A 25,090-nucleotide genomic window follows, 5' to 3' on the forward strand; every position below is an offset into this window, starting at 1 on the left:
ATGAAATGGACGGCATCGGTCGCGCTCAGCGGCCTGGGTGTGCCCGAGTCACTGCGCTGGCACGAGGGAGCCCTGTGGTTCTCCGACCTCGCACACGGGACGGTGCACCGCTGGGACATCGGCAAGGAACCCGAAACCGTGCTCAAGGTTCCCGGCCGCGCCGGCGGACTCGGCTGGCTCCCCGACGGCCGCCTGCTCGTCGTCTCCATGGACGAGAGCCGCGTCTACCGCCTGGAGCCCGACGGCGAGCTGGTCGAGCACGCGGACCTGCGCGAGATCGTCGGAGGTCCGGTCAACGACATGCTCGTCGACCCTCAAGGCCGGGCCTACGTCGGCAACTTCGGCTTCGACTACCACGCGTTCGCACGCGAGCACCCGAACTCCATGCTCTACGCGCCGCCGGGCCCCCCGAGGACCCCGATCGCGTGTCTGGCGCCGGACGGCAGCCTGCTCGGCCTGACGGAGCCCCTGTACTTCCCGAACGGCACCCTTCTCAGCGCTGACGGAAGCACGTTGGTGGTGGCCGAGACCCTGGCCATGCGGCTCACCGCCCTGTCCAGGAACCCTGACGGCACCGTAGGACGACCGCGGCCCTGGGCCCCCTTGATCGCACCGGGCCTCTGGCGCCTCCTGAACCACCCGGGGCCGGCCGGTCGTCTCACCCGCAGGGTCTCGGCGCTCCTCGACCACCCGGCCATAGCGAAGCGCTCCGCGTCGCCGATCGCGCCGGACGGCATCGCGTGGGACACCGACGGCGAGTCGATCTGGGTCGCGAACGCTCTTCGCGGTGAGTGCGTGCGAGTCGCCCCCGGCGGCCAGGTCCTCGATCGCGTCGCCACGAGCCAGAACACCCTGAGCTGCCTTGTGGCCGGTGACGACGGGCGCACCCTCTTCGCGGCCACCGTCCCGACGGACGATCCCGTCCGCGCCGCCGAACTCAACGGCGGCCGGATCGAGATGTTGCGGCTGTGGTTCCCGCAGTGACGATCACGGGCGACACCGCACCAAGCGGCCGGCCCGGACAACCAACCGAGGAGATTCTGTGGCCAGACACCAGGCATCCGAGAAGAGCCGGGTCATTCTCGTGACCGGTGCGGCGAACGGCATCGGAGCCGCCATCGCCGAACTCGCGATCGCACACGGCCATCGCGTCATGCTGACCGACGTCGACAAGGACGCCGTAACGGCCCGCGCCCGTGATCTCGGCGCCAGAGCCGCCGCTCATGCGCTGGACATCCGCAGTCCAGCGGACTGGGACAGGGCGTTCGACGCGGCGGAGGCGGAGTTCGGAGCCGTCGACGTGCTGGTCAGCAACGCCGGCATCACCCACACGGGACACGCTCGGGACCTCGGTCCGCAGCAGCACCGCGACATCGTCGAGATCAATCTCCTCGGCACCATCACGGGCACCTGCACGGCACTTGCGCGCATGAACACGCAAGGGCACGGTCACATCATCACCGTCTGCAGCATGACGTCGTTCCTGCCCCTGCCCGGATACGCCACGTACTGCGGCACGAAGTACGGCCTGCGGGCCTTTCACCACAGCGTCGCCATCGAGGAACGCGACGGGCCGCTGGACTTCACCATCATCCACCCGCCGTCCACCCGGACCGGCATGCTCGACCAGGAGATGGCCGACCCGTCCTGCGCCATCTCCTTCGCGGAGAAGTCCTACGCCCCGGAACAGATCGCCGAGACAGTCGTCGACGCGATCACCACCAAGCCGGTCGAAGTGGTGTTCCCCCCGTTCGCCGGACGTGTCCAGCGCATCGCCGGCGTCTTCCCCAGGCTGATGCGCCGCGTCATCCCCATGGCCGAGGCCAAGGGCCGACGACAGCGGGAGAAGCTTCTCACCGTCGCGGGGAACCCACGGCCGGGGAAGTAGGGTTCCCCACCGATCCGGCCCGTCTTCGAGATTCATCGCAATGCCCCCGGCCCCCGTCGGCCCGCCCGACGAGGCGAACCTCCCAGAAAGGATGCGGACCGTGAGTACACACACGGCGTCCCGAACAGACGTGAGAAAGCCCGGCTCCGCCATCTCCGCGCCGAACGAGGTGCGGATGATCCAGCTGAGCAGGGCGACCGAGCACCTGGATCCGCCGTTCGCGGTCGTGGACCTCGACGCCTTCGACGCCAACACCGCGGATCTGGCACGCCGGGCAGCCGGACAGGCGACCATTCGTCTGGCCAGCAAGTCGGTCCGCAGCTCCGACCTGATCCGGCGGGCCGTCCAGCACCAGGGCTACCGGGGGATCCTCGCCTTCACCCTGCCCGAGGCCCTGTGGCTGGCCGAGGAGCACCAGGACGTGGTGATCGGATATCCGACGACGGACCGAACCGCGCTGAAGCGGCTCGCCTCGGACGAAAGCGCGGCCTCGCGCGTCACTCTCATGGTCGACTCGATCGGTCAGCTGGACTTCGTCGACGAGGTGGTGGGCCGTTCCCGCCCCGACATCCGCGTCTGTATCGATCTGGACGCCTCGCTGGAACTGGCCGGCGGTCGCATCCACCTCGGGCCGTACCGCTCCCCGGTGCACTCCCCGCAGCAGGCCGCCGCGCTCGCCCACGCCATCCAGAGCAGAGCCGGATTCCATCTGGCCGGCGTCATGTCCTACGAGGGCCAGATCGCGGGACTCGGCGACAACCAGCCCGGGTCCCTGCTCAAACGGGCCGCGATCCGCGCCATGCAGCGCATCTCCGCCAGTGAACTGGCCGACCGGCGGGCCGCGGCGATAGCCGCCGTCGAAGCAGTGGCACCGCTGGAATTCGTCAACGGCGGGGGCACGGGCTCCATCGAGCAGACCGCCGCCGAGCACGTCATCACCGAGATCGGCGCCGGATCGGGCCTGTACGGACCCGGACTGTTCGACTACTACCGGCGCTTCCGCCCCCGTCCCGCCGCGTTCTTCGTGATGTCCGTCGTACGCCGTCCGACCACCAAGATCGCCACCGTTCTCGGCGGCGGCTGGATCGCCTCCGGGCCTCCCGGTCTCGACCGCCAACCCACTCTCAGCTGGCCTCATGGCCTGCGCATGAACCCCATGGAAGGTGCCGGCGAAGTCCAGACACCGGTTCTCGGCGCCGCGGCGCAGGGACTGCGGCTCGGCGACCACGTGTGGTTCCGGCATGCCAAGGCCGGTGAACTGTGCGAACGCGTCAACACACTCCACCTGGTGTCCGGCGCGGAGATCGTCGACCAGGTCACGACCTACCGCGGCGAAGGACACGCCTTCCTCTGATCCCACTCCGACAGGCCCGTTTCCGTCCCCCGGAGGCCCCATGTCCACAGAGTTCCACCAACCCGCTCCCGGGTCGGCAGCCGTCGTCGGGTCGGACGCCGGCCATGGGCCGACCGATCCCGTCTCCCGCAACTGGATCGCCTTGTTCGGTCTGGTGTGGTTCGGGTACTGGACGGCGAATCTCGTCCCCCTTCAGCTGCTGCTCCCCCAGCAACTGGAACTGATCGATCCGGCATCGAAGGTGCAGAGCTTCGCCGTCGTCAACGCTGTTTCCGGATTGGTCGCAGTCGTCGCCCTCCCCGTCTGCGGCGCGCTGTGCGACCGCTCCCGAAGCCGCTTCGGACGAAGACGAATCTGGCTCGTGGGGGGCGCGCTGTTCTTCGCTGCCGGACTCGTCGTCACCGGCGAAGAGACCACCGTGACCGGAGTGACCGCCGCCTGGTCGGCCAGCATGCTCGGCCTCAGCGCCGCCACCGCCGGGCTGACCGCCATGATCGCCGACCAGGTTCCCGTCGACCAGCGCGGTCTGGTGTCCAGCGCGATCTACGGCCCCCAGGCCCTGGGCGTCATGGTCGGCATAGCCATCGTCTCCGCCTTCGCTCTCCCGCCGTCGGACGGCTACATCGTCATCGCGGCCCTGCTCCTCGCCTGCGCCCTACCGTTCCTCATGTGTTTCCGGGACCCCGCGTACAGTCCGGAGCCCCCGCTGAGCCTGGGCGCGCTTGTCAGGTCCATGGGCAGCTCTCTGAGGAATCGCGAGTTCGCCTGGGCATTCGGTGGGAGGCTCCTGGTCAACCTCGCGAATTCCCTCGGGACCTGCTACACGCTCTACTTCCTGTCCGACGCCCTGAAGGTCCCCGATCCGGCCGGCAGTCTGCTGGCCTGCACCGCCCTCTACCTCCTGGCCGGCATCCTGGCCACCTCCGTCGCCGGGGTGCTCTCCGACCGTCTCGGCAGACGGCGCATCTTCGTCGCGCTGGCGGCTCTGCTCCAGGCGGTCTCGGGCTTCCTCCTGGCGGGTTTCCCGAACCTCACCGTCACGCTGGTGGCCTCAGCCCTCATGGGGGGCGGCTTCGGAGCGTACATGGCCGTCGACCAGGCTCTGATCACGCAGGTTCTGCCCGATGCCGAAAGCCGAGCGCAGGATCTCGGCATCATGAACATCGGCACGCTCGTGCCACCCGCGCTGGCCCCGCTGATCGCCAGCTTCATCATCACCTCGAACCGGGGCTACCCACTCCTGTTCTCGTGCGTGGGCGCGATCGCGGCAGTGGGAGTGGTGCTCGTGTACCGCGTCCGGTCCGTCAGGTAGAGACGCCGAGCCACCACCCGCGCTCCCCGGAATTCACCACACACAAGAAAGTAGGTAGGCCGTGGCCACGATCGGCTCCAGCGCTCCCCGGCACAGAGCGAACCCAAGGACGGCCGTCTGGCGGAACTGGGCCGGAAACGTCACAGCCCGCCCTGTCCGAGAGGCTACCCCCGCCTCGGTGGAGGAACTTCGCACCGTCGTACGTCAGGCAGCCGAAGACGGCCTGACGGTGAAGGCGGCAGGCAGCGGCCATTCGTTCACCGCTGCCGCCGCCACCGGCGGTGTACTGATCCGACCCGACCGGCTCACCGGGATCCGCTCGATCGACCGGGCCGCCGGCACCGTCACCGTCGAGGCGGGTACCCGGCTCAGGACGATGAACCTGGCCCTGGCCCAGTACGGTCTGTCACTCACGAACATGGGCGACATCATGGAACAGACCGTCGCCGGCGCCACCAGCACGGGCACCCATGGCACAGGACGCGCATCAGGCGCGATCGCGGCGCAGATCCGTGGCCTGGAACTGGTGACGGCGGACGGTTCGCTGCTCCGGTGCTCCGCCACCGAGAACCCGGAGGTGTTCGCCGCGGCACGCGTCGGGCTCGGCGCGCTCGGTGTCGTCAGCGCCATCACGTTCGCCGTCGAACCGCTCTTCCTGCTCACCGCGCGCGAGGAACCGATGACGTTCGACAAGGTCACCGCGGCCTTCGACGAACTCCACGCGGACAACGATCACTTCGAGTTCTACTGGTTCCCGCACACCGACAGCTGCAACACCCTGCGCAACAACCGGACGGTCGGCCCTCCTGCGCCACTGGGCCGGCTGAAGGGGTGGTTCGAGGACGAGTTCCTCGCCAACGGCGTCTTCCAGGCGCTCAACTCCGTCTGCCGGGCCGTTCCCGCGGCCGTCCCGGCGATCGCGCAGATCACCAGCCGCGGTCTCTCGGCGAGGACCTACACGGACATCCCCCACAAGGTCTTCACCAGCCCCCGCCGCGTCCGGATGATCGAGATGGAGTACGCCGTCCCGCGCGAGGCCGTCCTCGACACCCTCCGCGAACTCAAGGCCATGGTCGAACGCTCCGATCTGCGCATCAGCTTCCCTGTCGAGGTCCGCACCACACCCGCCGACGACATCGCCCTGTCCACCGCGTCCGGGCGCGACAGCGCCTACATCGCCGTCCATGTGTACCGCGGCACGCCCTACCAGCAGTACTTCGCGGAGGCAGAACGCATCTTCGTCGCGCACGAGGGCCGCCCGCACTGGGGCAAGCTGCACAGCCGCGACGCCGCCCACTTCGCCGACGTCTACCCGCGATTCGGCGAGTTCACCGCGCTGCGCGACCGGCTCGACCCCGACCGACGCTTCGCCAACGCCTACCTGCGCCGGGTGCTGGGCGACTGAATTCGGGAAACACATCGTTTGCCGGAGATGATCAGGAGCTCACCTTCGGCTCCGTTCCCCCTCCACCCACAGGCTGGCACAGTGCCAGCGGCACGCCATGACCGGCGAGACGGAGTTTCAGCAGGCCAGTCGGCCTGTGCGTCCCTTCGCCATCGCCGGTGGCCGCTCTCGGCCAAGCCGCAACATCCTCACGCTGATCACCATGGTGAGGGCCCTCCCCACGGCCAGGCACCTCGGGGACCGCAATGGGAACATCACCGCGCGCCGGCCCTCTGCGGCATACCCAGGGCCGTCGCCGAGACAGCGGCCCATCTGGACCTTCCGGTCGCCCTCACCAAGATCCTTCTGTCGGACCGCTGGACCAAGGAGTGATCCACACCTCCCGCCCAAGGCGGGAGCGGCCCGGACATCACCCGGTTACAGTGTCAAGCCCTGGGTTTCGTGGAGACTGAGTTAGCTGGTTTTCTGGAGTGACGCAGGAGGTTCGGCCGCGAGGTAGTGGGCGGCCTCGTGCTCGGCGGGGTGATGTGGCCGAGCTCGCCGTGGAGACGGCGCTGGTTGAACCAGTCGATGTACTCGGCGACCGCGACCTCGACGTCGGTGATGCCGGTCCACGGTCCCTTGTTGCGGATCAGCTCGGCCTTGAACAGGCTGTTGAACGCCTCGGCCAGGGCGTTGTCGTACGAGTCGCCCTTGGAGCCGACCGAGGCCACGGCGGCCTCATGTTCGAGGCGTTCGGTGTAGCGCAGAGCTCGGTATTGGACTCCGCGGTCCGAGTGGTGCGTGAGGCCGGTCCGGTCGCCGCCCGAACGCCCACCACAACCCGCTGGAGTCGTTCCGCCCACAGCAGCGGGGCGTCTACCGGCAGAAGCAGCCTGACCGACCGCCCCGGGCAGTGCCTGACGACGTGCTGGACGAGCTGTTCGCGCGGCTGGGGTGCAACCGGGACCGGGCGATGTTCAGCATGTTCTTGTCCAGCGGCGCGCGGGCTGCCGAGTTGCTGGGCATGACGGTGGGCGACGCTCACCCCGGCGACGGCCGTATCTACGTGCGGACCAAGGGCCTTGGCGGGATCAAGCAGGCGTGCCCGGCGGCACCGGAGGCGTTCGCCTGGCTGGCTGTCTACCTCGGCGAGCTCCTGGACGCGGGGCACCGGCCCGAGCCGGGCGAGCCGTTGTGGTGGACCCGTCGTCATCCGCTGCGGCCCTTGACCTACACCGCACTGCGCGCCGTCCTGACTCGGATCAACGACCGGATCGGGGCCAACGTCAGCCTTCACGATCTGCGGCACACGCTCGGGTTGCGGTTGAGCGGCGACCCCGACGTCACCCTCGTCGACGTCCAGCAGGTGATGCGGCACCGGCAGATCACCACCACCGGTGGCTACCTGCGTCCGCGCACCGACGAGGTCATTGCGAAGGTCCACGAGCACTACGCGCGCCCGAAACCGGCGCCGCAGCCGCTGCGAGGCTCAAGGAATCCCTGGTGCACTTCCATCGGCCGCCCGCGGGTCGGCTGGCGATTCTCGGAGTGCCGAACTTCCTGGAACCGTGGGAGAAACTGTCTCGCCATTCCGGTGATCGGCTGGTGGTCGCTGTCGAAAACCAGGGCGGGTGGGTCTGGTCCGGAGACCCCATCGAGCCCGATCCGGAAGCTGGCCTGCCGGTCAGTCGATGCCGTCGATGATGCGGAAGTCGCGCTCGACGCCGTCGGGGAGGGCCACCAGCGCCTTCTGGTATGCCTCGCTCTCGTATGCCGCGACGGCCTGTTCAAAGCTGTCGAACTCGATCAGAACGACGCGTTGCGTGATTCCGGCCTCGTGGGCGACGACTCGACCGCCACGGGACGGGATCCGGGACAGGGTGCGCCCGCCCCCAGCCTGGACAGCCTGACCGGCCAGCTTGTCATAGGCAGTCAGCCCCTCAGGGTCGGAAATGGCGGGGTAGACACTGACCCAGTAGCCCTTAGCCATGGAAACCTCCTGTGTTCGGCCGGACACGTCCGACTTCGAATTGACACTCAGATCGATCGATCCCGGTGACGGGTACTGCGGTCAGTTGAACCGTCATATGCGCAGGTTAGGGCTTGACGTGGGGTCGAGGGAAAGACCGGTACGGGATAGACTCAGAACGGATCGTTATCAATCGGCAGGGAGGCCACGTGGCGCCGGATACGGTGAGCCTGCGGTACTTCCTGGTGCTGGCACAGGAGTTGAACTTCACCCGCGCGGCCGCACGGATCGGTATCGCACAGCCCGCACTCAGCGCCCGGATGCGCCGATTGGAGGCCGAACTCGGTACGGCCCTGCTGGTCCGCAACACGCGTAGCGTCGTATTGACCACGGCCGGTGCGGCTTTGGCGGAGTCCGCGCCGCCCGCGCTGGCGGCGCTGGACCGGGCATGGGACACCGCCCGGAGCGCGGCGGCCGGTGAACTGGGCACGCTGCGCATCGGATACAGCCTCAGCACCGGGGCCGAGACGGCACCGGCCCTGGTGGACCGGCTGATTCGCGGCAACAGCGGACTCGAGGTCGGCGCGGTCCCGATGGCGACACCGGAGATCTCCCCCGCGGTCGCCGACGGCCGCATCGATGCCGGGATCACCCGCGGTGAACAGCCGGGCCGTGGCGTGCGCCGGTACCTGCTGCGGCGTGCGCGCATCGGGGTCCAGCTGGCGCAGCACCATCCGCTGGCCGAACACCCGGAGATCGAGATCGCCGACGCGGCCGCGTATCCGCTGCGACTCCCGGACCGTGCGGCCAACCCCGTGATCCACGATCAGCTGTCCGCACTGTTCCGAGACACCCGACCACACCCCCGATTCCACACGCCCGCAGTCTCTTTCGACATGTCTCAGCGCGACCTGCGCGACGGGGTCACCCTCGCCCCGGCCGGAGAAGCCGCGGCCACGGCACAACCGCCCGGCATCACCTGGCGACCGCTGCGGGGCGCACCCAGCCTGACGATCCACCTGGTCCTCCCACGCGAGCAGTCGCCACTACACCGCCGCATCCGTGCCGTCGCCAAAACCCTGGCGCACGAGCTGCACTGGCTGCCGGACTGACGCGCAAGAGGTCAAGCGAGACGGACGCCTGCGGTGGCAAGGCCGAAGACCCTGCGCCCGGCGGACTGCGCGGTGATGACGACGACGGTGGTCTTGCTGAATGTCCGACACGACCTCGCTACGCCGGCGGATCAGCATCCGATGATGGCCCCGGGTCCGGTCCGAGTCGTACACCGCGGCGACGTCCTCGCCCAGCCCGAGATCTCGGCGGATACCGCGCCTTCGCCGACGCCGAACCGGACAAGCACGGGTAACCGGCGGGAACGCCCGCCGTCAACGGCGTCCATGACGTCGGTCAATGCTTAACGCCAACCACTGTTCCATTGCTCCCCGAGGCCGGGTTCTCCATCGGCCCTTGATCAGTAGTGCGGAGAAGGATCTCCCGATCCTGCGGGCAGCAGGCATTCTTCGAAGGACACGTGCACGCGCTGTCTGTGCTGGGAGGTTATGTGGGTGACAACTCTTCCGCGATCTCACGTTGCCGGTCAGGATGGTCGCTCCCGTCGAGGAGCCCAGATGGCCTGGCAGCCGCATTTGGTACGACGCGTCGACGCCGCGGGGAACCCCACGGCATCGCTGGGGCACGCCCTGGTCGACGACTATCTGGAGTTCGTGGCGGCACGCTGCCGGCCGAACACTCTGTTGGCCACCGCCTACGACCTGAAGGTCTTCTTCTCGGTGGTGCCCAAGGAGCCTGCCGACGTCGTCACCGCGGATGTCTTCGCGTTCATCACCGCGCAGAAGAAGCCGAGGCGGGGACCGAAGGTAGTCCGTCTCGAAGACGGTGAAGCAGGACTCTCGGCTCGGACCATCAAGCGCCGTCTCGCCAGCATCTCCGGGCTGTTCGGCTACCTCATGACCCGCGACGACCTGGCCGTTGATCGCAACCCGGTGCCGACGGGGCTGGCCAACCGCCGCCGCAGCGGCAACCGCGGGGCACCGCTCCTGCGCACGCCCCGAACCCTCCCACGCGTTCTCGGCCCGGCTGAGGTCGAAATGGTGCTCGGCGCGGTGAACACCGCACGGGATAGGGCCATGGTCCTCGCGATGCTGCTCGGCGGGCTTCGCCGCTGCGAGGTCCTCGGCCTGCGGCTGGGCGACCTCTCACCAGGCGAACGTCGGGTCTTCATCAGCGAGGGCAAGGGCGGCCACCAGCGCTTGATACCCGTCTCCGCGCAGTTCTTCAGCGCGGTCGGCGACTACCTGGACCGTGAGCGTCCACCCGTCGACCACGATCGAGTGTTCGTGGTGCTGCGCGGGCCCACCCGCGGCCGACCGCTCTCCGCCGATGGTCTGGACGAGATTCTCGATGGTGTCCGGAAGCGAACAGGACTACCGAGGCTGACCTGTCATCAGCTCAGGCACACCTGCCTGACCCGGCTGCGGGAGGCGGGCATGGCCCTGGAGGCGGTACAGGCCCAGGCTGGTCACCGCTCCATCGAGTCGACCCGGATCTACATCCACCTGGCGAACAGCTGGCTGGTCGAGCAATACCTTCAGGCCAGTGCTGCCATCGACGCCGACCGGGCGGAGTCCTGATGCGCCGCGCCCGCGCCGCCGCCCTGCCGATCGTGCGCCCGGACCTTGTCGAGTTCTACCTCGCCCACCGGGCCGCGCAGGGCATGAACACCGACCACAAGGTTCGCTGGGGCGCCCGAGTCCTACTCGCCGCAGTGCCCGACCTCGACGACTTCCGCACGCTGCCGCTGGAACGCCAGCTTGCTTTCAACCACGAGACGCACCGGTTCATCAGCTGGCTGGCGGTCACCGGACGCATGCAGCCGGGCGCCGACTACCTGGTCGCCCGGCGTCCGAGGCTGGGCATCGTGCTCGCACGCACCGAGCCAGAACTGCACCTGCGGTTCATGGAGACCGCCCGCACACTGGGCTTCCGCGACACAGTGGCCATGACCCAGTTCAACCTGCTGGCCCACTTCATCGCCCTGTTCGGACGGCAGCCGGACCAGCTGCAACAGAGCGACTGGGACCAGGGACGCCGCCTGCTGCTGGAGGCGGCCTGCCGCATTCCCAATCGCGGCGTCAAGGCCCTCTCGACCGCCTTGTTCAACCTGGAAGCGACGCTCTTCCACTGCGAGTTGACCGACCAGCTCCCACGCCGTCGCTCCCCGGACCACGCCGACATGCGTGCCCGCGAGTGGGCCCGCGTCCCTGCCGGGCTGGCGGACACGATGCAGCACTATCTGCAGCAGATCGCCGGAACGCTGCGGCCGGGAACCGTGAAGAACACTGAGCTGACACTGCGGGAGTTCGCCCTCCTGGTGGCCGCCGAGGACACGGCCGTGACCTGCGTCGCGGAGCTCAAGCGGCGGCACGTCGAACGCTATCGGCAGTGGCTGCTTGAGCGGCCGGCCGCCCGCGGAGGACCGCTGCACCGGCACACCGTCCGCGACCGGCTCAGCAAACTCCGCGGCTTCTTCGGCCGCCTGGATGAGTGGGATGCCGCCGACCGGCCGCCCCGCCAGCTGGTCTTCGACAGCGACTTCCCGATCGCGGACGAACCACTGCCTCGCTTCCTCGATGACGCCGCGGCCGCCAAACTGCTGGCCGCCGCCCGCCAGGACTCCGACCCGTTCACCCGGCTGGCCATCGAGATCCTCGCCCGCACCGGGATGCGCCGCAGCGAGATGCTCGGCCTCACCGTCGACGCGATCGTGCAGATCGGCTCCGCCTACTGGCTCCGCGTCCCGGTCGGCAAGATGCACACCGACCGCTACGTCCCCCTGCACCCGCAATTGAAGACGCTGCTGGACGACTGGCTGCTGCACCGGCCCGAGGGCCTGCGCTCGAACCTGCTGTTCACCGACCACGGCCGCCCTGTCAACGCCTCCCGCATCGAGGCCGCGGTCCGCAAGGCAGCCGAGCGGGCTGGCCTCGGCCGGGTCACCCCACACCAGCTCCGGCATACTCTGGCCACCCAGGCGATCAACCGGGGCATGTCGCTGGAGGCCATCGCCGCATTGCTTGGACATAAGTCGCTGTCCATGACCCATGTTTACGCCCGGATCGCCGACCGCACCGTCGCCGACGAGTACTTCGCCGTCTCGGAGAAGGTTGAGGCACTCTACGACGCACCGCGTCAGCTGCCGGCCGATGCCGAGGGCACGGAGATGGCCAAGCTCCGCCGGGAGATGCATCGCCGGATGCTCGGCAACGGCTACTGCGCTCGCCCCATCGAGATGGACTGCCACTTCGAGTCGATCTGTGAATCGTGCACATTCTTCGTCACCACGATCGAGTTCCGGCCCACCCTCGAACGCCAGCGAGACGACGCGGCAGCGAAGGGACAAGTCACACGCGAGCAGATCTTCGACGGACTCCTCAGCAGACTCGATGGAGAAGCGTCCTGACGGCCCCATTCAAGCTGAACGATCCGGCCAGCTGTGATGTGACGCCGATATCAACAAAAGGGCGCCCGATGGGATCGCCAGGCGTCCGCACTGCGATCCCATCGGGCATGGAGCTATCCACGCTGCATCACTCCACGGCGTCAGGCGCTTCGACCGTAAACGTCACAAATTCGACTTCGGCATCAGAGGGCAGGCCGGGATAGTGGCCCTGGAGGCCCTTCTTGAGCTGGTCGATGCTCGTGAAGCCATCGAGCCGAGCCTGTTCGGCGGTGAGGCGATCGAGCCGGTGGCGTTCGACGCCGGTGACGGTGCCCTCCAACGTGCGGGGGGCTTCGTCGTCCTCGAAGAGGAAGATTGCGGGACCCGGCGCGATCGGATCCTCATAACGGACGGTGGAGGTCTTCCGTGCGGTGGCGATGTCTTCGTAGTAGCGCTTGTTGAACCGAACAATTCGACGCGCATCCGCATCGGGGTAGAAGTAGGTATCCGGCAGAAGCCTCCGGATCGGGCGCAGTGCCGGTCCGTCGTCGGTCGGTACGGCGACGAAGACGTCGGGATGGATGTCGAGAAGCGCTTGGCGGCAGCGGCCGCACGGCGGGATCAGGCCGCGACCCCGATCTCCCGCGGCAGCGATTGTGACGAGCGGGCCGGCTCCCGCTGCTGCGGCGGCACCGAGTACGACGAGCTCTGCGCACGGTCCGCCGGTGAAGTGATAGACGTTGACCGCCTCATAGATGCTGCCGACCGTGTCCATCGCCGCTGCGGCAACGGTGTGGTTCGGGTCGCTTCCGAGGGAAGCTGCGAGCCGTTCCGCAGCCTCGATGACGCGGCGCTCGGAGTCGAAGAGCTTGATGGAGACCATGGCGCCGACCCTAGATCGACTCAGCCGGACTCCTCGACACAATTGTTCTCATGAAGCTTGCCCTCAGCGTGGTCGGCGGCTTGACATCGAGACCCGCATATTAGAGGAGTGCCCACCGGCAAGGTCCGCTACGACAACCTCACCCCGGCCGTCCGCAAGGTCGTCTTCCGCAGCCGACTGCGGGAGGAGAACCCGAAGTGGACGGCGCTGCACACCTTCTACGGCTTCACCCCCTTCTACTGCGAGCCCGGACTGCGCGGCGCCCATGAGAAGGGCGGAGTGGAGGGCCAGGTCGGCTACTTCCGGCGCAATTACCTCACCCCCGTCCCGCGAGTAGAGACGCTGGAGGACCTCAACGGGCAGATCACCGCGTTCGAGGAGCGGGAGCTTCAGCGGCGGATCGGCTCACGGATCCGCACCATCGGCCAGGACTTCGCGCGGGAGGCGCCGCACCTGCTGCCGCTGCCGATGGATGCGTTCGAGACTGCGATGACCTTTCAGCCGCGGGTCGACCGCTACAGCCGGATCACGGTGAAGATGTGCTCCTACTCCGTCCCGGTCCGATTCATCGACCACAAGGTCACTGTCCACCTGACCGGCGACATGCTGGTCGTCTTCGCGGGCCGCCGCGAGATCGCCCGCCATGCCCGGCTCGCCGGCCGCGGTCTGGAGCACCTGGTCCTGGACCACTATCTGGAGGTGCTGCTGCGCAAGCCCGGCGCCCTGGATCGCTCCGAGGCACTCCACCAGGCCCGCGCGGAGGGCACGTTCACCGCCGAGCACGAGGCGTTCTGGGCCATGGCCCAGCGGCAGCTCGGCGAGATCGATGGAACGAAGGCCCTGGTCAGGGTTCTGCTCCTGCACCGCCATCAGCAGCACAGGGACTTGCTGGCGGGCCTGCGGGCCTCCGTCGACCTGGGCACCTGCAGCGACGACGTGGTCGCCCTGGAAGCCCGCAAGGCCGCCCAGGCAGCCGGCCGGGCCCCCACCGTCACCGCCACACCGGCACCGGCAGCGGCGGACCCGACGGAACTGCCAGATCCCCAGTTGTCGCAGGTCAGCCATCTCACTCCACGCCGTCTGGCCCGGCCCCTGCCTGAGGATGCCCGCCCGCTGCCCCGCCTGGAGCAGTGGGACGAACTGCTGAACCTGCGCCGGAAGGATTCGTCAGGACTGCCGCCCATCACGCGCTCACCGCCCAGGCGTCCGACGCCGCGATCGACACCGCCTGCCGAATGCTGCGGCTGCCCACCATGCGGGCGCAGGCCGCCGACACCATCGCCCGCGCCGAACGCGAAGGGCTCTCCTACGCCGGATTCCTCGCCGAGCTCCTGCTCGCCGAGTGCGAGGACCGCGACCGCGGCAGGGCCGAACGCCGCATCCGGGCTGCCCACTTCCCGCGCGAGAAGTCGCTGCGCGAGTTCGAATACACCGCCAACCCCAATGTCGATCCGGCCGTCATCCACAGCCTCGCCACCTGCGACTGGATCACCAAGGGCTACCCGCTGTGCCTGATCGGGGACTCTGGCACCGGCAAGTCCCACCTGCTGATCGGCTTGGGCACCGCGGCTGCCATGGCCGGAGATGCTGGAGGCCACACGGGGGACTCTGTCGGCCATCCACGACCGTGCCGAGGACAACATGCGTCCTGCGCTGTCTCACCGTGGTGGCTCAACCGCACTCCGCGTTTACTTCCGGCAGGGCAGTTCTGTCATCCGTGACCGGAACCGGCCGGCGGCGACCACGTGCAGGCTCAGACCCGCACCTGCTGTTCGCACCAGATGGACTTGCCGGTGGTGGTGTACCGCGTGCCCCAGCGCTGGGCCATGGCGGCGACGAGCTGGAGGCCGCGGCCCCCCTCGTCGAGGGCTGCCGGGTGGCGGATGTGCGGGGTGGTGATACTGCCGTCGGAGACCTCGCAGATGAGGGAGTGGCTGCGCATCATGCGTAGTCCGATGGGGCCACGGGCATGGCGGACGACGTTGCCGACCAGTTCGCTGACGATCAGCTCGGTGGTCATCTCCAGCTCCCCGAGGTCCCATTCTTCGAGCTGGTCACGGACGAGCCGGCGGGCCTGGGCGCAGGCGGTGGGTTCGTCCGGCAGGTCCCAGACCGCGATGTCCTCCGCGGCCGTGGCCCTGGTGCGGGTGATCAGAAGTGCGGCGTCGTCGGGAGCGGGCCGGTCGGAGGAGAGCACGGCGGCCGTGACCATGTCGCACAACTCGTCCGGCTCGGCCTCGTGCCCGTCAGTCTGCGTTCCGGCCGTGTACAGGGCGGTGGTCAGCGTGCGGCTCAGGCAGGCCATGTCCTCGTCGATGTCGTGTCCGGGGATCTCCACCAGGCCGTCGGTGTAGAGGGCGAGGACACTGCCACCGGGCAGGTGGACGTCGTGAACGGCGAAGGGTGGGGCGGCGACGCCCAGAGGCGGATCCGGGTCGGCCGGGAGGAAGGTCGCGGTGCCGTGCGGGAGGGCGACGACGGGCGGCGGATGACCGGCGTTGGTGTAGGTGAACATCTGGGTCGTGGGGTCGTAGATGCCGTATATGCAGGTGGTGAAGGATTCCTCGTCGAGTTCGGCGACGAGGTCGTTCGCGTGGGCGAGGATGTCCTCGGGGGGCAGTTCGAGCTCGGACAGGGTCCGGACGGCGGTGCGCAGGCGTCCCATGGTGGCGGCCTCGGGCATGCCATGGCCCATGACGTCCCCGATGACCAGCGCGACCCGGTCGGCTGACAGCGGGATGATGTCGTACCAGTCCCCTCCTACGTCGGCACCGCGCGCGGAGGGCAGGTAGCGGGCGGCGGCGGTGACCGCGGGAAGAGAGGGCAGTACGCGAGGCAGCAGCGCGTGCTGAAGGTCGTGGGCGTGCGCGATGGCCGCGTCGTAGAGCCCGGCCCGCTCCAGGGCTTGCGCGACCAGGCCGCTGAGCGCGGTGAGCAGAGTCCGCTCGTCCTCATCGAAGTGATGTGGCCGGTCGTAGGAGATCACGGACATGCCGATGGGGCGGCCTGAGACGATCAGCGGCAGGAACGCGCAGGCCTGCATCCCCTCGGCGTTCGCCAGGTCGGGCCGCTGTGGATGCCGGGCCAGGAAGTCCTCGACCGAGGCGATGAACTCCGGTGTGTGGGATCGCATGGCCTCGCCGGTGGCGGCGGATGCCACCGACGTGCCGTGTATCCGCTCGACGAACGAGTCCGAGTAGCCGGTCGAACCCACGACGTTCAGGTGTTCCTCCTTCAGTTCCAGCACGATCAGCCCCGTTGCGTCGAACGGCGGCAGGACGCTCTCGGCGACGGCCTCCACCACGTCGTGGGCGGTGGCCGCCTCGGCCAGCGCCCGGGTCAGCCGGGCCATCAGCGCCGCCCGTTCGGCCGCCGCGTGTTCCGCGGCTCGGCGCTCTGCCTCGCGTCGGCGTCGCTCGGTGATGTCGGTGAGGTAGACCGTCAGCCCGTCGGGTACCGGCACCAGGCGCAGGTGATACCACTGGTGGTCCTGGGGGCCGGGAACCTCGGAGCTCCACGGTTCACTCCCCGCGGCGGCCCGGCGGCAGCGCTCCGCCGCCTCGGGCACCTCCCGTAGCACGGGCACCTCCCACAACGGACGGCCGACGAGCGTGCGCGGGGAACCGAGCATCCGCTCGGCCGCGGTGTTGACGAACGCGATGCGTCCGTCGCTGGCGACCGACAGGAACCCGTCGCTCATGTGCAGCAGGGCCCTGCCCACCGACTCCAGCGCCGCGTGCGTCGCGGTGGTGTCCCACGTCGTTCCGCTCAGACGGACCGGTTCACCGTCGTCGTCCGTGGTGACGTGTGCGCGGCTGCGTATCCAGGCGTACGTCCCGTCCATGCGGGCGACCCGGTACTGGACGTCCAGTACGCCGCGAGTGCGGATCACTCGGTCGGCCTCGGTCAGCACCCAGGGCTGGTCGTCCGGGTGGATCAGCACAGTCCATCGGTCGATCCGGCCACCGACCGCGACCGGATCCACACCCAGCGTCTCGAGTACCGGTCCGCCGAAGGTCAGCTCACCCGTGCGCAGGTCCCACGACCAGGTCCCGGCCTCCACCGCCTCCGGCCGCGTGCTCGGCTCGTTCTGCGGCCCGGGTGTCGGAGGCTGCGCCGGGGACCCGCCGACCGGATCCGCCTCCCGCCCCAGAAGCAGGCCGGGCGTCACGCCCTCCGGGCCGCGCGGCCTCCAGCGCAGTCGCCCGCCGACCCACTGCGCCACCTCCTCGAGGAACGCCCGGCAGCCGGGATCCGGCGCTCGGGACAGGGGGACCACAATGGACAGGGCACCCAGCGGCCCGTCCGGTCCGGGCAGTGGCGCCGCCGCCATTCCGGCGTCCGGCAGCAGGCCCGCCGTGGTCGGGGGGAGCGGCGGCCGGCCGTAGGCGAGTTCTGGTGCGCCGATGTGGGGCAGGTAGACGAACGCGTCCCGCTGGACGCACCGGGCCGGAGAGACCGAACCGTCCTCGGAGATGTAGTCCCAGGACCGCGTGAAGGCGCGGGTCAGCCCGGTGCTCGCCGCCAGCGCCAGTTCTCCGCCGACGGCCGAAGCCCGTATGTGCGCCATGCCGCCGAGCCCGCCGAGCTCGGCGGTGGCGTGCAGCAGGGCGTGGGGCAGCACCTTGGCGCCGTCCGGATCGTCCTGCAGGCCTGCGAGCAGTCGTAGCCTCTCGGCCCGGACGGTATCCGGGTTCGGCGGGTCCTGAGGGAAGGTTTCATGAGCACCCTCTTCGTACCGCTGTCCAGTCCATCATCCCGCACGTCGTACGTGATGAGCGCGGCAGCGGCGGCTGCGGTTGGTCCGCGTGCACCGCTTCCGGGGCCCGGTCAGGAGTTCAGGTGTTCCCTCAGCCATTGTTCGGTGTTGTTCACGTGCAGGAGTGCGGCGGCTTGGCTGAGGGCGGCGTCGCGGGAAGACAGGGCATGGAAGATCGCCTCGTGTTCGGCGAGTGTCCGGCCCGAGGCCCCGGTGTCGACGAGGCCGCGCCAGATGCGGGCGCGCAGAGTGCGGCCGGAGATGCCTTCCAGGAGGGTGAGGAGGGTTTCGTTCCCCGTCGCGGCGACGACGGCACGGTGGAAGTCGGCGTCGTGGGCGTTGAGCTGTTCGACGTCGTCACGGGCTTCGCGCATGGCGTCGAGGTGCTGTTCGACCACGGCGAGCTGGGTGTCGGTGATGCGGGTGGCAGCCAGTGCGGTGGCGGCGGGTTCGAGAAGACGGCGTACTTCCATGAAGTCCAACAGGGCGGCGGAGTCTCCTTGGAGGAGTTCCACGGCCCCGCCGAGCCCCTCCAGCAGGAGGCTCGGTTGCAGGCTGGTGACATAGGTACCGTCACCCCGGCGGACCTCCAGCACCCGGGCCACGGCCAGTGCCTTGACGGCTTCGCGGGCGAGGTTGCGGGACAGGCCCAGCTGGGCGGCCAGGTCCGGTTCCGGTGGCAGTTTGGACCCCGGAGGCAGGGCACCGGTGCGGATGAGTTCCCGGATCTGCTCGATGGCCTTGTCCGTCAGAGACAACGCGACTCGGTCCTCCCTGTGTGCCCCTCGGGCACGTCCGCCCTGATCAGTCCTTGAGTACGGAGATCGTCCCAGAGAGCTTCGGGGATGTGCCGACCGTGGAGTTCCATGTTTCGGATGACCTGCCGCGTAGTCCGCATGCCGAGAGTGACGTTGACGACGGCGGGGTGTGTGGAGGCGAAGGCGATGGCGGCGGCGGGCAGGGTGGTGCCGTGCCACTCGCAGACCTCGGCGATGTCCCGCGCGCGCCGGACCAGGGCGGGCGAAGCGTCCTCGTAGTCGTACTTCATGCCTTCGGCGGGTCGGTCACGGGAGAGCAGGCCGGAGTTGAAGACGCCGACGGCGACGACGCTCTTGCCGTGCTCCTGTGCGGCGGGCAGGACGTCGTCCAGTGCCGACTGGTCGAGGAGGGTGTAGCGGCCGGCGAGCATCACCACGTCAGCGGCGGTCTCGCGCAGGAAGCGGGCGAGCATGGCGGACTGGTTCATGCCGGCGCCGATGGCTCCGATCACGCCCTGGTCGCGCAGTTCGGCGAGGGCGGGCATGGCTTCCTCGGCGGCCTGCCTCCAGTGGTCGTCGGGGTCGTGGAGGTAGACGATGTCCAGCCGGTCGAGGCCGGTGCGCTCCCGGGTGTCGTCGATCGAGCGCAGGACGCCGTCGCGGCTGAAGTCCCACTGCCGGCGCAGGTCGTCGCGGACGACGAAACCCTCGGAGTCCATGCCCTGGGGCCGCTCGTTGGGGACGAGGAGGCGGCCCACTTTGGAGGAGACGACGTACTCGTCGCGGGGCCTGTCCCGCAGGGCGGCGCCGAGGCGGCGTTCGGAGAGGCCGAGCCCGTAGTGCGGCGCGGTGTCGAAGTACCGGATGCCCGCCTCCCAGGCGGCGTCGACGGCGGCCGACGCGTCCTGGGCGGGAGTCACCCGGTAGAGGTTGCCGATCACCGAGGCCCCGAAGCCGAGTTCGGTGACGGCGACCGGCGTGCCCTGGATCCTGCGGTGCTGCATGCCGTGCTCCTGGAGTGCGGGTGTGGGGTGAACGCCGGTCAGCGTCTGACGTGGGCCGAGCCGCCCTCGATCAGCGCCTCGACCTCGGCCAGGGAGGCCATGGAGACATCACCGGGAGTGGTCATGACGAGGGCTCCGTGGGCCGTGCCGTAGGCGAGGGCACGTTCCAGAGCGACGCCGGTGGCCAGGCCGTATATCAGTCCGGCGGCGAATCCGTCGCCGGAGCCGATGCGGTCCAGCACATGCAGTCCGAGCATCCGGGGACCCCAGAGGCAACCGGTCCCGGGTGACCAGGCCGCAGCCCTCCAGTCGTTCACGGCGGCCGAGGGCACTTCGCGCAGAGTCGTCGCGAGGACCTTCGCCTCGGGCAGCAGACCGGCCACCGAGGCAAGCGCGTCCGGCACCTCGTCGGCGCCGAAGCGCGTGGCGCCGGGATGCCTGCCCGCGAGTCCCAGGGCGCCCACGACCACGTCGGCGTGACGAGCGAGCCGCAGGTCGGTCTCGCGGGCCCGGTCGGGTCCACCGCGTGCCGCCCAGAGGCTGGGGCGGTAGTTGGGGTCGTAGGAGACCGTGAGGCCGAGGCGGCGGGCCGCCGCCATCGCCTCGTCGGCGACGTCGACGGTGGTGTCGGACAGGCCGGCGAAGATTCCGCCGGTGTGGAACCAACGTGCCCCGGACGAGAAGACGGCGTCCCAGTCGACATCCCCCTTGCGCAGTCGGGACACGGCCGTGTGCGCGCGGTCGCTGACGCCGAGCGCGCCCCGGATGCCGAAGCCCCGCTCGACGAAGTTGAGGCCGTTGCGGGCAGAGCGGCCGATGCCGTCGTCGGGCACCCAGCGGATCTGCGAGGTGTCGACTCCGCCCTGGAGGACGAGGTCCTCCACCAGACGCCCCACCGCGTTGTCGGCCAGAGCGGTGACGACGGCCGTGCGCAGTCCGAAGCAGCGCCGCAGTCCGCGCACGACGTTGTACTCGCCGCCCCCTTCCCACACCTGGAAGGTACGGGCGGTGCGAACGCGTCCCTCGCCCGGGTCGAAACGCAGCATCACCTCACCGAGCGCCACCACGTCGATCACGGCGTACTCCTCGCCACAGCCTCGGCGGTCAGCCGGCGGATCTCCGTGTAGTCGCCGCGTTCGAGGTGAGCGGTGGTGGCCATCCAACTGCCGCCCACGCCGACGACCGCGGGGTCGGCGAGGTAGGCATCCATGCGGGAGGCGTCGATTCCCCCGGTCGGCACGAAGCGCGCGCCGGGGAACGGGCCCGCGAGGGCGCGCAGCGTCCGCGGCCCGCCGATCGCCTCGGCGGGGAAGAGCTTGACGGTGTCGAGGCCGGCCCGCAGCGCGCGCATCAGCTCCGTCGCGGTGGCGATGCCGGGCACCGCGGGCACCCGTGCCTCCCGGCACGCGGCGAGGACTTCCTCGTCGAGGCCCGGTGAGACGACGAAGCGGGCGCCGGCGGCCACGGCACGCTCCACCTGCTCGCCGGTGAGCACCGTTCCGGCGCCGACGATCAGGCCACCGTGGGCCGCCATCGTCCGCAGAGCCTGCTCGGCGCCCGGTGTGCGGAGGGTGACCTCGGCACACCGGGCGCCGCCCGCGGCGAGCGCCTCGGCCAGCGGGGCCGCCGTGGCCGGGTCGGGCACCGTCAGCACCGGCATGATCCGGGCACCGGCCAGCACGGCGGCGAAGCCGCTGCTCATCGGCCGAGCCATCCGCCGTCGACCGGCAGCACGGTGCCGTGGACGTAGGCGGCGGCGTCCGAGGCGAGGAAGACGGTGGCGCCCGCCAGGTCGTCGGCCGTGCCCCAGCGTCCGGCCGGGATGCGGTCCAGGATCGCCTTGCTGCGTGCCGGGTCGTCCCGCAACGCCTGGGTGTTGTCGGTGGCGATGTAGCCCGGGGCGATGGCGTTGACGTTGACGCCGTGCGGGGCCCATTCGTTGGCCAGGGCCTTGGTCAGGCCGGCGACGCCGTGCTTGGCGGCGGTGTAGCCAGGGACGGTGATCCCACCCTGGAAGCTGAGCAACGACGCGGTGAAGACGACCTTCCCCCGGCCGCGGGCCACCATCGACGAGCCGACCGCGCGGGTCAGCGCGAACTGGGCCGTGAGGTTGACCTGGAGGACCAACTCCCAGTCCGTGTCGGTGTGTTCGGCTGCCGGGGCCCGGCGGATGGTGCCCGCGTTGTTGACCAGGATGTCCACCGGACGTTCGCGCCCCGCGAGGTCCGCGCCCAGGGCGCGTACTGCGTCGGGGTCGGCGAAGTCGGTGCGGATCGCCTCGAAGGTACGGCCGGCGGCGGTGACGTCCTTCTCCACCGCGCTGCCGGTCTCCTCCAGTGAGGCACTCACACCGATGACGTCCGCGCCGGCCTCGGCGAGGGCACGGGCCATGGCCCGGCCGATCCCGCGCCGGGCACCGGTGACGACGGCGAGCCTCCCTGTGAGGTCAAAGGCGTTCATACGGCGGCTCCCTGAATGTTGTCGGTGTTCTCGGTGCAGTCCACGAGGATCTTCATCACGTCTCCGCCGCCCTCCAGGGCCTCGAAGGCGGCGGGCGCCTGGGTGAGTGGCACGACCTTGCTGATCAGCCGCTCGGCCGGGATCGTGCCGTCGGCGACGAGGGCGACCGCCCGCTCGAAGTCGGAGCGGTCGTACAACCGGGCGCCGACGAGGGTGAGTTCGCGCCAGAAGAAACGATGCAGATTCACCTCGCGGTACCGGGAGTGGATCGCCACCAGGCACAACCGGCCCCGAACGCCGAGGACTTCGACCGCCGTATCCATGCCCGCAGCAGCGCCCGACACCTCGAAGGCGACATCCGCACCGGCGTCCGCGGTCCACTCCCGCACCAGCTCGGAGACGTTCTTCGCGGTGGGGTTCCAGACCGTCAGTCCCAGTTCCTCGGCGAGCCTGCGTCGGTGGGCGTTCGGCTCCACCACACGTACCTCGGCGCCGACGGCCCGCGCGACCAGCGCGATGAGCACACCGACCGGGCCGCCACCGACCACGACGACTTTCTCCCCGCCGCGGACCCCGGCCCGGCCCACGTCGTGCACGGCCACCGCCGTCGGCTCGACGAGCGCGGCCCGGTCCAGGGCGAGGGAGTCGGGCAGTCGGATCAGCGTGTCGGCGGGCACGATCCAGCGCTGTTGCATGGCGCCGGGCGAGTCGATGCCGATGAAGTCCAGGTGCTGGCAGACGTGTTGGTGGCCGGACCCGCAGGCGGGGCACGTGTCGTCCCAGCGCAGCGGCATCACCGTCACTGCGTCGCCGGGCTGCCAGCCCTCCACGCCCGGGCCGACGCGTACGACACGGCCGGACATCTCGTGTCCCAGGACGGCGGGCGTGTGCACCCGGGCGTCCATGTCGCCGTGGAAGATGTGCAGATCGGTGCCGCAGATACCGACATAGGCGGGGGCCAGCTCCACCTCGCCAGGACCGGGAGAGCGGGTCTCGGCAGGAGCCGTGTCCAGGGTGCGGGCGGCGGTGTAACGGACTGCGAGAGTCATGATGAGGTCAGGGTCCCTTCGGCACACATACCGATGGTCGGCGGAGGATTGGCATGGGCGGGGTGTCGGCGCTGACGATCGCTCCGGTGGCGGTGCCCGCGACAGCTGCCGGAGGATCCTGGGGCGCGGCGGTTCGGCGACCGGGTCAGACACGGGCGGACCAGACCGGGCCGTCGGGGTAGGTGTACTCCTCCAGGGATTCGGGGTGCATCTGGGCGCTCAGCCCGGGCCGGGTCGGCGCGAGGTAGTGGCCGTTCACCACACGCACCGGGTCGACGAAGTGCTCGTGCAGATGGTCGACGTACTCGATGACCCGGTCCTCGACCGTTCCCGAAACGGCGACGAAGTCGAACATCGACAGGTGCTGGACCATCTCGCACAGGCCGACCCCGCCCGCGTGCGGGCAGACCGGGACACCGAACTTCGCGGCGAGCAGCAGGATCGCAAGGTTCTCGTTGACACCGCCGACCCGTGCGGAGTCGATCTGCACGATGTCCACCGCGCCAGCCTGGAGCAGCTGCTTGAAGACGACCCGGTTGGCGATGTGCTCGCCCGTGGCGACCTTGATGGGGGTGACGGCGTCGCGGACGGCGGTGTGGCCGAGGATGTCGTCGGGCGAGGTGGGCTCCTCGATCCAGTACGGGTCGTAGGGGGCCAGCGCCCGCATCCAGTCGATGGCGGGCTGGACGTCCCATCTCTGGTTGGCGTCGACGGCGATGCGGATGCCGCCGCCGACCGTCTCGCGGGCAGTGCGCATGCGCCGTACGTCGTCGTCCAGGTCCGCCCCGACCTTCAGCTTGATCTGGGTGAAGCCGTCGGCGACGGCCTCGCGGGCCAGGCGGGCGAGCTTCTCGTCGGAGTAGCCGAGCCAGCCGGGGGTCGTCGTATAGGCGGGGTAACCCTGGTCGAGCAGCAGGCCGATGCGATGCTCGCGGCCGGGTTCGGCGCGGCGCAGGATCAGGAGCGCCTCCTCAGGGGTGAGGGCGTCGGAGAGCCAGCGGAAGTCGACCTGGGCGACCAGCTCCTTGGGCGACATCTCGGCGAGGAAGCGCCACACCGGCTTGTCGGCGCGCTTGGCCGCGAGGTCCCAGGCGGCGTTGACGACGGCGCCGGTGGCCATGTGGATGGCGCCCTTCTCCGGGCCCAGCCAGCGCAGTTGGGGGTCGTGGACCAGCGAGCGGGAGAAGGCTCCCAGATCACCGCAGACCTCCGCGACCGACAGACCCACCACGTGCGGAGCGAGCGCCGCGATGGCGGCGGCCTGCACGTCGTTGCCCCGTCCTGTGGTGAACGCCAGGGCGTGGCCCTCCAGTCCGTTTTCCGCGTCGGTGCGCAGGACGACGTAGGCGGCCGAGTAGTCGGGTTCGGGGTTCATCGCGTCCGACCCGTCCAGGTGCTCGGACGTGGGGAAGCGCACATCCAGGACGTCGAGGGCGGTGATGCGGGCGGATGGCATGGCTGAACTCCTGTGCAGGCGGAGGGAACACGGCTGTCTGCCACGGAACGGGGAACCGCGCGAGGCGTCCTGGCGGTCACCCCGGCCGCAGGTGGCGTGTGCCACGGGTCCCGCCGATCACGGACGGCGAGCGGCGTGGAAGTAGCTGCGCGACTCACTCGAATAGATGGGATGTATGTATAGGTGCCGGGAGGCAGAGCTGTCCAGCCTTGATGGAAAAAACCCTGGTAGAAGCCATTTGCCTTCGATGGAGGTATCACCAGGTGGGACGCCTGACGGAGATCCATCCCATAAATAGATGGATCTTGGGTACGGCAAGTCCGCTCACCTTTCCCCTTGACCGCCCCACGGA

20 protein-coding genes and 3 pseudogenes are annotated in these 25,090 nt (G+C 69.5%); 12 read left to right on the forward strand and 11 right to left on the reverse strand.

The annotated features are described in order from the left end of the window. From FNH08_RS01785 to FNH08_RS53840, 6 genes are all read left to right on the forward strand, one after another. A complete protein-coding gene (locus FNH08_RS01785) occupies nt 1–984 on the forward strand; it encodes an SMP-30/gluconolactonase/LRE family protein (RefSeq protein WP_152769439.1) in 984 nt (327 codons plus the stop codon). 58 nt (nt 985–1,042) lie between these two features. Continuing rightward, nucleotides 1,043–1,888, forward strand: a complete 846-nt coding sequence (locus tag FNH08_RS01790; RefSeq protein ID WP_194238331.1) for an SDR family NAD(P)-dependent oxidoreductase — start codon at nt 1,043–1,045, stop codon at nt 1,886–1,888. A gap of 91 nt (nt 1,889–1,979) precedes the next feature. Then, nucleotides 1,980–3,242: an amino acid deaminase/aldolase gene (locus FNH08_RS01795; protein ID WP_152769441.1), complete on the forward strand. Its 1,263-nt coding sequence runs from the start codon at nt 1,980–1,982 to the stop codon at nt 3,240–3,242. A gap of 40 nt (nt 3,243–3,282) precedes the next feature. Next, complete coding sequence (locus FNH08_RS01800) at nt 3,283–4,554, forward strand: MFS transporter (RefSeq protein WP_152769442.1); 1,272 nt, start codon at nt 3,283–3,285, stop codon at nt 4,552–4,554. A gap of 61 nt (nt 4,555–4,615) precedes the next feature. Continuing rightward, entirely contained in the window at nt 4,616–5,959 is a 1,344-nt protein-coding gene (locus FNH08_RS01805; RefSeq protein WP_322723483.1) for a D-arabinono-1,4-lactone oxidase, read from the forward strand. Between the two features lie 27 nt (nt 5,960–5,986). After that, on the forward strand, nt 5,987–6,331 hold the full coding sequence (locus FNH08_RS53840; RefSeq protein ID WP_407704319.1) for a DUF742 domain-containing protein: 345 nt from the start codon (nt 5,987–5,989) through the stop codon (nt 6,329–6,331). Between the two features lie 53 nt (nt 6,332–6,384). On the opposite strand, the gene FNH08_RS50520 is transcribed toward FNH08_RS53840, so the two are convergent. Further along, the gene (locus FNH08_RS50520; RefSeq protein ID WP_194238329.1) at nt 6,385–6,672 is read right to left on the reverse strand and encodes an integrase core domain-containing protein; all 288 of its coding nucleotides are present in this window, start codon (nt 6,670–6,672) and stop codon (nt 6,385–6,387) included. A 242-nt stretch (nt 6,673–6,914) separates the two neighbouring features. On the opposite strand from FNH08_RS50520, the pseudogene FNH08_RS51460 reads away from it, so the two are divergent. Beyond that, nucleotides 6,915–7,346: pseudogene (locus tag FNH08_RS51460) on the forward strand (tyrosine-type recombinase/integrase); the annotation flags it as partial. 279 nt (nt 7,347–7,625) lie between these two features. On the opposite strand, the gene FNH08_RS50525 reads toward FNH08_RS51460, so the two are convergent. After that, nucleotides 7,626–7,931: a DUF1330 domain-containing protein gene (locus FNH08_RS50525; RefSeq protein ID WP_194238330.1), complete on the reverse strand. Its 306-nt coding sequence runs from the start codon at nt 7,929–7,931 to the stop codon at nt 7,626–7,628. A gap of 188 nt (nt 7,932–8,119) precedes the next feature. On the opposite strand from FNH08_RS50525, the gene FNH08_RS01825 reads away from it, so the two are divergent. From FNH08_RS01825 to FNH08_RS01840, 3 genes are all read left to right on the forward strand, one after another. Beyond that, nucleotides 8,120–9,022, forward strand: a complete 903-nt coding sequence (locus FNH08_RS01825; RefSeq protein ID WP_322723484.1) for a LysR family transcriptional regulator — start codon at nt 8,120–8,122, stop codon at nt 9,020–9,022. A 516-nt stretch (nt 9,023–9,538) separates the two neighbouring features. Further along, nucleotides 9,539–10,561, forward strand: coding sequence for a tyrosine-type recombinase/integrase (locus FNH08_RS01835; RefSeq protein WP_152769446.1), 1,023 nt, complete (start codon nt 9,539–9,541; stop codon nt 10,559–10,561). Continuing rightward, nucleotides 10,561–12,390, forward strand: a complete 1,830-nt coding sequence (locus FNH08_RS01840) for a tyrosine-type recombinase/integrase (RefSeq protein ID WP_152769447.1) — start codon at nt 10,561–10,563, stop codon at nt 12,388–12,390. Before FNH08_RS01835 ends, FNH08_RS01840 begins: the two co-directional genes overlap by 1 nt. Before the next feature lie 127 nt (nt 12,391–12,517). Here the strand turns inward: FNH08_RS01840 and FNH08_RS53415 are convergent, their stop codons facing one another. Continuing rightward, nucleotides 12,518–13,252: an ASCH domain-containing protein gene (locus FNH08_RS53415; protein ID WP_152769448.1), complete on the reverse strand. Its 735-nt coding sequence runs from the start codon at nt 13,250–13,252 to the stop codon at nt 12,518–12,520. 468 nt (nt 13,253–13,720) lie between these two features. On the opposite strand from FNH08_RS53415, the pseudogene FNH08_RS53845 reads away from it, so the two are divergent. Together FNH08_RS53845 and FNH08_RS01855 are read left to right on the forward strand one after the other, a co-directional pair. Further along, nucleotides 13,721–13,906, forward strand: a pseudogene (locus FNH08_RS53845) (Mu transposase domain-containing protein); the annotation flags it as partial. A gap of 476 nt (nt 13,907–14,382) precedes the next feature. Further along, nucleotides 14,383–14,835 (forward strand): annotated as a pseudogene (locus FNH08_RS01855) (ATP-binding protein); the annotation flags it as partial. 170 nt (nt 14,836–15,005) lie between these two features. Here FNH08_RS01855 and FNH08_RS01860 read toward each other — a convergent pair. The 8 genes from FNH08_RS01860 to FNH08_RS01895 form a co-directional block, all read right to left on the reverse strand. Further along, nucleotides 15,006–17,876 carry an ATP-binding SpoIIE family protein phosphatase gene (locus FNH08_RS01860; protein ID WP_322723486.1) on the reverse strand — a complete coding sequence of 957 codons (2,871 nt, stop codon included), beginning with the start codon at nt 17,874–17,876 and terminating at the stop codon, nt 15,006–15,008. A 206-nt stretch (nt 17,877–18,082) separates the two neighbouring features. Beyond that, complete coding sequence (locus tag FNH08_RS01865; protein WP_152769451.1) at nt 18,083–18,769, reverse strand: FadR/GntR family transcriptional regulator; 687 nt, start codon at nt 18,767–18,769, stop codon at nt 18,083–18,085. After that, nucleotides 18,760–19,773: an aldo/keto reductase gene (locus FNH08_RS01870; RefSeq protein WP_152769452.1), complete on the reverse strand. Its 1,014-nt coding sequence runs from the start codon at nt 19,771–19,773 to the stop codon at nt 18,760–18,762. The genes FNH08_RS01865 and FNH08_RS01870 overlap by 10 nt, the downstream gene beginning before the upstream one ends. A 38-nt stretch (nt 19,774–19,811) precedes the next feature. Then, the gene (locus FNH08_RS01875; protein ID WP_322723488.1) at nt 19,812–20,849 is read right to left on the reverse strand and encodes a sugar kinase; all 1,038 of its coding nucleotides are present in this window, start codon (nt 20,847–20,849) and stop codon (nt 19,812–19,814) included. Further along, entirely contained in the window at nt 20,846–21,475 is a 630-nt protein-coding gene (locus FNH08_RS01880; RefSeq protein WP_228033806.1) for a bifunctional 4-hydroxy-2-oxoglutarate aldolase/2-dehydro-3-deoxy-phosphogluconate aldolase, read from the reverse strand. The genes FNH08_RS01875 and FNH08_RS01880 overlap by 4 nt, the downstream gene beginning before the upstream one ends. Continuing rightward, nucleotides 21,472–22,233, reverse strand: a complete 762-nt coding sequence (locus FNH08_RS01885) for an SDR family oxidoreductase (protein ID WP_152769454.1) — start codon at nt 22,231–22,233, stop codon at nt 21,472–21,474. Before FNH08_RS01885 ends, FNH08_RS01880 begins: the two co-directional genes overlap by 4 nt. Further along, nucleotides 22,230–23,282 (reverse strand): zinc-dependent alcohol dehydrogenase, encoded by a 1,053-nt coding sequence (locus FNH08_RS01890; protein ID WP_152769455.1) that lies wholly within the window; start codon nt 23,280–23,282, stop codon nt 22,230–22,232. The genes FNH08_RS01885 and FNH08_RS01890 overlap by 4 nt, the downstream gene beginning before the upstream one ends. Nucleotides 23,283–23,427: 145 nt before the next feature. Beyond that, nucleotides 23,428–24,738, reverse strand: a complete 1,311-nt coding sequence (locus FNH08_RS01895; RefSeq protein ID WP_152769456.1) for an L-fuconate dehydratase — start codon at nt 24,736–24,738, stop codon at nt 23,428–23,430. Nucleotides 24,739–25,090: the final 352 nt, after the last annotated feature.

This window comes from Streptomyces spongiae (genome assembly GCF_009377185.1).
GTDB classification, from domain to species: Bacteria; Actinomycetota; Actinomycetes; order Streptomycetales; family Streptomycetaceae; genus Streptomyces; species Streptomyces spongiae.

Coding starts and splice junctions, on each gene's coding strand:
- FNH08_RS01795 (WP_152769441.1), top strand. CDS start 1,980: ATGCGGACCGTGAGTACACACACGGCGTCCCGAACAGACGTGAGAAAG.
- FNH08_RS01890 (WP_152769455.1), bottom strand. CDS start 23,282: ATGACTCTCGCAGTCCGTTACACCGCCGCCCGCACCCTGGACACGGCT.
- FNH08_RS01895 (WP_152769456.1), bottom strand. CDS start 24,738: ATGCCATCCGCCCGCATCACCGCCCTCGACGTCCTGGATGTGCGCTTC.
- FNH08_RS01840 (WP_152769447.1), top strand. CDS start 10,561: ATGCGCCGCGCCCGCGCCGCCGCCCTGCCGATCGTGCGCCCGGACCTT.
- FNH08_RS01835 (WP_152769446.1), top strand. CDS start 9,539: ATGGCCTGGCAGCCGCATTTGGTACGACGCGTCGACGCCGCGGGGAAC.
- FNH08_RS01785 (WP_152769439.1), top strand. CDS start 1: ATGAAATGGACGGCATCGGTCGCGCTCAGCGGCCTGGGTGTGCCCGAG.
- FNH08_RS01870 (WP_152769452.1), bottom strand. CDS start 19,773: ATGCAGCACCGCAGGATCCAGGGCACGCCGGTCGCCGTCACCGAACTC.
- FNH08_RS53840 (WP_407704319.1), top strand. CDS start 5,987: ATGATCAGGAGCTCACCTTCGGCTCCGTTCCCCCTCCACCCACAGGCT.
- FNH08_RS50525 (WP_194238330.1), bottom strand. CDS start 7,931: ATGGCTAAGGGCTACTGGGTCAGTGTCTACCCCGCCATTTCCGACCCT.
- FNH08_RS01880 (WP_228033806.1), bottom strand. CDS start 21,475: ATGAGCAGCGGCTTCGCCGCCGTGCTGGCCGGTGCCCGGATCATGCCG.
- FNH08_RS53415 (WP_152769448.1), bottom strand. CDS start 13,252: ATGGTCTCCATCAAGCTCTTCGACTCCGAGCGCCGCGTCATCGAGGCT.
- FNH08_RS01885 (WP_152769454.1), bottom strand. CDS start 22,233: ATGAACGCCTTTGACCTCACAGGGAGGCTCGCCGTCGTCACCGGTGCC.
- FNH08_RS01800 (WP_152769442.1), top strand. CDS start 3,283: ATGTCCACAGAGTTCCACCAACCCGCTCCCGGGTCGGCAGCCGTCGTC.